We start from the raw sequence: 5,843 nt of genomic DNA on the forward strand, positions 1-5,843 counted from the left end.
CAACCACCCTGATGTGGAAAATGACGCTCGTTTCCGCCGTCTTCCTGCTTCTCGGAGCATTCATTTTCTCCCGCATGAAGCACCGGTTTTACAGGTATCTGTAAATGAGCGAGTCGATTCGCGCCGAGAACGTTTCCGTCATTTACCGGCCGCGCGGCAGCCGCCGGCTGTTGCGCCAGTACCTGCAATTTCATCTGGAGCAACCGTTGCGGGTGCCCCCCCTCCTTGATAGTTGTTTTTCACCTGTTGGGGTGTCCCAGCCATGACCATTGAGCAGCAAGACATTCCCTTGGAGTTGCCCCTACCACCGGTGCCGCCCCTCTGGCAAAACCGCAATTTTATTGCTCTTTGGCTGGCACAGGTCTGCTCGCAGTTGGCCGATAAAATTTACCTTGTATTTGTCATTGCTCTGATTACGGAGTTTTTCCAAGCGGCAAACCAGAGCATCAGTGGTTGGGTGTCGGCGATCATGATTGCCTTTACGATTCCGGCCATCCTCCTTGGATCCGTGGCGGGGGTGCTGGTGGATCGCTGGTCAAAAAAACAGGTGCTCATTGTTACGAATTTATACCGTGCCCTCCTTGTTTTAGGGATTCCGATCACAATTCTCCTTGGCGCCGGGCAGTGGTTTGGGTTTATGGCGCTGTTGCTGATCACGTTTACAATTTCCTGCTTAACCCAGTTTTTTGCCCCCGCCGAACAGGCCGCCATTCCTCTGCTGGTGGATAAGTCCCATCTGATGTCCGCCAATTCCCTCTACACGCTAACGATGATGGCGGCTCTTGTTGTGGGGTTTGCTGCGGGTGAGCCGCTTTTGCATCTGGCGAGCCACTGGCATGCCCGGTGGGGTGGGGCAGTGTTTGTTAGCGCCTGCTATGGTGGGGCAGCCCTTCTATTGATGCTGCTGCGGCCACCGGATCAGTGTCATCTGCCCCCGAGTCGCCCTCGGCAAGTGTGGCAAGAACTCCGCCAAGGCCTTCAGCTTTTACAGGAATATCCCGCCCTGCGTTTTGCGCTGCTGCAACTCATTTTGCTCTTTGCCAGTGTGGCCGCCATGTCCGTTTTGGTGGTGCGCCTTGCGGAAATCTTACCTGGCCTCGATACGGCTCAATTCGGTTTTCTGTTGGCCGCAGCGGCCGGCGGACTCGGGCTAGGGGCACTGCTGTTGAATACCGTGGGTAAGCGCTTTGCCTATGGCTGGTCAAGTTTGCTAGGCTGTTGGGGAATGGGAGGCATGTTCCTTGGTCTGTCTCTGAGTCTCGATTCCTTGGCTTGGAGCATCGCCTACGTCGTGGGGTTGGGCTTTTTTGCCGCCTTTGTGGCAATTCCCCTGCAAACCCTCATCCAACTCATGACACCACCCGAACAGCGAGGCACTATCTTTGGCCTGCAAAATAACCTGGTGAATATTGCCCTCAGTGTGCCCTTGGGCGTGGCTGGTTTAGCGGAGACATGGTGGGGGCTGCAACCGGTACTCATCGGCTTGGGGGGGGCGATCGCCCTTGGTGGGACGCTGATGACCCTCAGCCATCGCAACGGTATGGTGAGCGGCAACCTGCTCTAAAAGTTCCATAAAAAATCTTAAATCCTTTCATCTTGACGTTTTTTGCGCTACGCTGTACAGTCAATTGACGCTTTTGCTGGCGTAACTTACCATGTCACCCGCCTTCCCCTCATCCTCTACGACCTCTTCTAGTCCTGTGATCGCCCTCAAGGAAATGGTGTCGCGGTTACAGCGGGAAAACAGCAAAATTCAGGAGCTATTGGCATCCCTGAGCTTTGCGCTGCGGAGTTTCAATAATCTGAATCAATTTTTTGAACTGATCCCGCTGATTACCTGTCGGGTAACGGAGGCGGAGGCAGCTGCATTGGTCCTATTTCGCGCCGATGGCCAAGCCCGTCTTGAACAGCTCCATTGTCACGCCAGCGATCAGTGCCCCAATATTCGTGCTGCCCTAGAAACCGCCACCCGTACCCTTGCCAATAGCGTTGGTATGGCTGCAATCGATGCCGGGAGCGATCGTCCTCGACTTGAGCAGCTTTTAGATCAGCAACTGCGGGAACGTCTTCCCCAAGGCATTCAGTTCTACGCCACCGCCATTCTCGTCAAGGATTCCAGACTCACAGAGCGGGGACGGTTATACGTTTTTAGCCAACAACCGGACTATGGGTGGAATGAAACGCGACAGCAACTGTTGCAGGTGATTGCGGATCAAACGGCGGTGGCCATTGCCAATGATGAATTGGCCTTAAAGTTGCGCGATCGCCAGCGCTTGGATCGGGAACTGGAAATTGGTGCTGAAATTCAACGGCGACTTTTGCCCCACCGCTGTCCCAAAATCCACAGCCTAGAGCTAGCCGCCGAGTGTCGCACCGCCAGTTGGGTTGGGGGAGACTATTACGACTTCATTCCCATTACCTATGGCCTTAGCGATCAACAAGAGATTGAACAAGGCCGTTGGGGCATTGCCATTGGCGATGTCATGGGTAAAGGGGTACCCGCCGGACTGATCATGACCATGACCCGTGGCATGCTGCGGGCAGAAGCGCTGAATGGTCACCGTCCCAGCCGCATTTTGCAGCACCTCAACCGGGCGATGCAGCCGGATTTAGAAAGCTCCCACCGCTTTGTGACCCTCTTTTACTCTGAGTACAACCCGCAAACCCGGATTCTTGCCTACAGTAATGCTGCCCACCTGCCCCCCCTCCTATGGCGGGCTGAAACCGGGATGATCCATCGGCTGGACACCTACGGTATGCTCATTGGCTTGGATCCCCGCAGTCAATACCAAGAAGCCGAAGTACGCCTCCAAGCAGGGGACACCGTGATTTACTACACTGATGGCATCACAGAAGCCGATAATCCCAAGGGCAAACGCTTTGAGGAAGAAGGGCTAGCAGCGGTTGTCAAGGAAGGCTGCGCCAAAGGTTTAGGGGCACAGGCACTATTGGACTATATCTTTGATGCCGTTGATGCCTTTACCAATACCAAGGGCCGACGCAGCGACGATATGACGTTGGTGATTCTGCGGGTGATTGACCAGTAGGCCACACCGCAACCCTGGCCCTGGGGATTGTCAGTTGCCCCCTCCGCTCCTGTAACAGAGAGCCCTCCCAAGGTCATGGCAATCAAATCAATAAAAGCGGTTAAGATAACCGCAGGTATGTACGAGGTGGCGATGCGCTACTTTGTTGAGGTCAGCTTCCGTTGTGATGATGATGCCATTTGGGACACCCTAACCCGTTACCTTGGCTTTGTGGTTGCCGAAACCCTTGACCAGGCTATGACACTGCATCATTTTTTTGAGATGCATCCAGTGGTGTCTGGCGTGGAAACCTTTGTCCAATCCAGCGAAAGCCAACCCTATCTGCTGCTGACCACCTATCCAGAGCGCATCAGCAAGGCCAATGTTCAACGCAGTCGTTTTCAGGAGGCGCTGGCAATTCTTGGCGAACAGAGTTCTGGGCTGGCGGAATGGCTCTTTATGGAGACTACGGGGGATGAGTATTAAGCGCTCTACTCCACGATAGGGAAAACTATAAAATATAAAGTCCCCTTGGAGCACACCACAGGAAGTTGTGACGTTGCTATGTCCAACGATCGCCCGCTGATGCATTCTGAGACTGAATCCCCTGCCCTGCGCTTAGGACGTAACCCCGGTTTGCAGGTGCGCCACGATGAGGTGGAGCGATCGCTGTTGACGCCGATGCTTCAGCACTATGCTGAACTCAAGGACGCCTATCCCCAAGCCCTGCTTCTCTATCGGGTGGGGGATTTCTACGAAACCTTTTTTCAGGATGCCTGCACGGTGGCCCGCGAATTGGAACTGGTGCTCACCGGCAAAGAGGGTGGCAAAGAAGTGGGACGGGTGGCCATGGCCGGCATTCCCCACCATGCCCTTGAACGCTATTGCCGCACCCTCATTGAAAAGGGCTATGCCATTGCCATCTGCGATCAAGTGGAAGACCCTGCCCAAGCCCAAGGATTGGTGAAGCGGCAAGTGACCCAAGTCTTTACACCGGGAACGGTTTTAGATACAGAGCTGCTTCAACCGCGCCGCAATAATTTTTTAGCTGCTGTTCTACTTTCTGGCAACCATTGGGGGTTGGCCTATGCCGATGTCTCGACGGGGGAGTTTTGTACCACCCAAGGGAGCGATCGCGCCGATCTAGTGGCAGAACTCAACCGCTTGCAACCGGCAGAAATCCTCCTGCCCACCGAAGCGCCGGACATTAATCGCCTCTTGCGCCCCGGCGAAGGCAAGGATCAATTGCCCCCGGAATTGCCGCCCCAGTGGTGCTACACGCTGCGATCGCCCCAAGATTTTCAGGCAGCGGAAGCGCGGCAACGCCTGTGTCAACGTTTTCAGGTGAAATCCCTGGAAGGCTTTGGCTGTGAACATCTGCCCCTTGCCATGCGCGCCGCTGGGGGACTGTTGGCCTATTTGGATGAAACCCACCGCCAGCAGCCTGTCCCCCTGCAAAACCTCAGCACCTATTTCCTGCAACAGTATCTTTTTCTGGATCCGCAGACTCGCCGCAATCTGGAACTCACCCAAACCGTTCGCGACGGCAGTTTTCAAGGCTCACTCCTGTGGGCGATCGATCGCACCACAACCGCCATGGGGGGACGCCTGCTCCGCCGTTGGCTGCTGCAACCCCTCCTTGATATTGAGCAGATTACGGCTCGCCAGGAGGCGATTGCTGAGTTGATAGCCAACAGTAGCCTGCGCCAGAGTCTACATCGCCATCTTCAGGAAATTTATGACCTTGAACGCTTGGCCGGTCGGGCGGGATCAGGGACTGCCAACGCGCGGGATTTGGCAGCGCTGCGGGACTCCTTTCGCACCTTAGTCTCTTTGGCAGCGGTGGTTGCGAACACGACCTCTCCCTATCTGCAAGCGCTGGCTCAACTGCCACCGGTTATTGAGCAATTGGCGGACACCCTCAGTGCGGCCCTGGTAGATCACCCCCCCATTAGTCTCAGCGAAGGGGGAATTCTACGCCCCGGTGCCTATCCCGAACTGGATCAGCAGCGCCAGCAAATCGAGCAGGATCAACAGTGGCTTCTCAATCTGGAAGCCCAAGAGCGACAGCGCACGGGCATTAGTACACTGAAAGTGGGCTACACCAAAGTCTTTGGCTATTACCTCAGTGTCTCCCGCGCCAAGCTGAGCCAAGTGCCCGATGACTACATCCGCAAGCAAACCCTCGCCAATGAGGAACGCTTTATTACGGCTGAGCTCAAGGAACGGGAAGCACGGCTATTGGCGGCTCAAAGCCATCTTTTTGAACTGGAGTACCAATACTTTGTCCAGTTGCGCGAGCAGGTGGCCGCTCAGGCCTCAACGATTCGTGAGATTGCAGCAGCAGTAGCAGCGGTGGATGCCCTTTTGGGGTTAGCCGAGGTGGCGGTGTATCAGGGCTATTGCCGACCGCAAATGACCCGCGATCGCCAGCTTTGCATTCGCGGTGGCCGTCACCCCGTTGTGGAGCAAACGTTACCGGCCGGCTTTTTTGTTCCCAACGATACCCAACTGGGGACAGAGGCAGATTTAATGGTGCTGACGGGTCCCAATGCCAGCGGCAAAAGTTGCTATCTGCGGCAGGTGGGTCTGATTCAACTGCTGGCGCAAATGGGCAGTTATGTGCCCGCTACTAGTGCCACCTTGGGCATCTGCGATCGCATTTTTACCCGCGTGGGTGCCGTTGATGATCTCGCCACTGGCCAATCCACCTTTATGGTGGAGATGAATGAAACCGCGAACATCCTCAACCATGCGGGCGATCGCTCCCTTGTGCTCTTGGATGAAATTGGCCGCGGCACCGCCACCTTCGATGGC

At 55.5% G+C, this 5,843-nt stretch carries 5 protein-coding genes; all 5 read left to right on the forward strand.

From position 1 onward, the window contains the following. The first annotated feature begins 104 nt into the window (after window positions 1-104). A complete protein-coding gene (locus H8Q75_RS01200; RefSeq protein WP_297039760.1) occupies window positions 105-266 on the forward strand; it encodes a hypothetical protein in 162 nt (53 codons plus the stop codon). Continuing rightward, complete coding sequence (locus H8Q75_RS01205) at window positions 263-1,564, forward strand: MFS transporter (RefSeq protein ID WP_297039763.1); 1,302 nt, start codon at window positions 263-265, stop codon at window positions 1,562-1,564. Before H8Q75_RS01200 ends, H8Q75_RS01205 begins: the two co-directional genes overlap by 4 nt. A 91-nt stretch (window positions 1,565-1,655) precedes the next feature. After that, a complete protein-coding gene (locus H8Q75_RS01210) occupies window positions 1,656-3,047 on the forward strand; it encodes a PP2C family protein-serine/threonine phosphatase (RefSeq protein WP_041429149.1) in 1,392 nt (463 codons plus the stop codon). Window positions 3,048-3,122: 75 nt separating this feature from the next. Continuing rightward, window positions 3,123-3,512 carry a hypothetical protein gene (locus H8Q75_RS01215; RefSeq protein WP_162147180.1) on the forward strand — a complete coding sequence of 130 codons (390 nt, stop codon included), beginning with the start codon at window positions 3,123-3,125 and terminating at the stop codon, window positions 3,510-3,512. 195 nt (window positions 3,513-3,707) lie between these two features. Further along, a partial coding sequence (mutS, locus tag H8Q75_RS01220; protein WP_365970494.1) for a DNA mismatch repair protein MutS occupies window positions 3,708-5,843 on the forward strand: 2,136 nt, incomplete at its 3' end.

Origin of the sequence: Thermosynechococcus sp. OHK43, from assembly GCF_014466085.1 — a bacterium.
Taxonomy (GTDB): domain Bacteria; phylum Cyanobacteriota; class Cyanobacteriia; order Thermosynechococcales; family Thermosynechococcaceae; genus Thermosynechococcus.

Coding starts and splice junctions, on each gene's coding strand:
- H8Q75_RS01200 (WP_297039760.1), top strand. CDS start 105: ATGAGCGAGTCGATTCGCGCCGAGAACGTTTCCGTCATTTACCGGCCG.
- H8Q75_RS01205 (WP_297039763.1), top strand. CDS start 263: ATGACCATTGAGCAGCAAGACATTCCCTTGGAGTTGCCCCTACCACCG.
- H8Q75_RS01210 (WP_041429149.1), top strand. CDS start 1,656: ATGTCACCCGCCTTCCCCTCATCCTCTACGACCTCTTCTAGTCCTGTG.
- H8Q75_RS01215 (WP_162147180.1), top strand. CDS start 3,123: ATGGCAATCAAATCAATAAAAGCGGTTAAGATAACCGCAGGTATGTAC.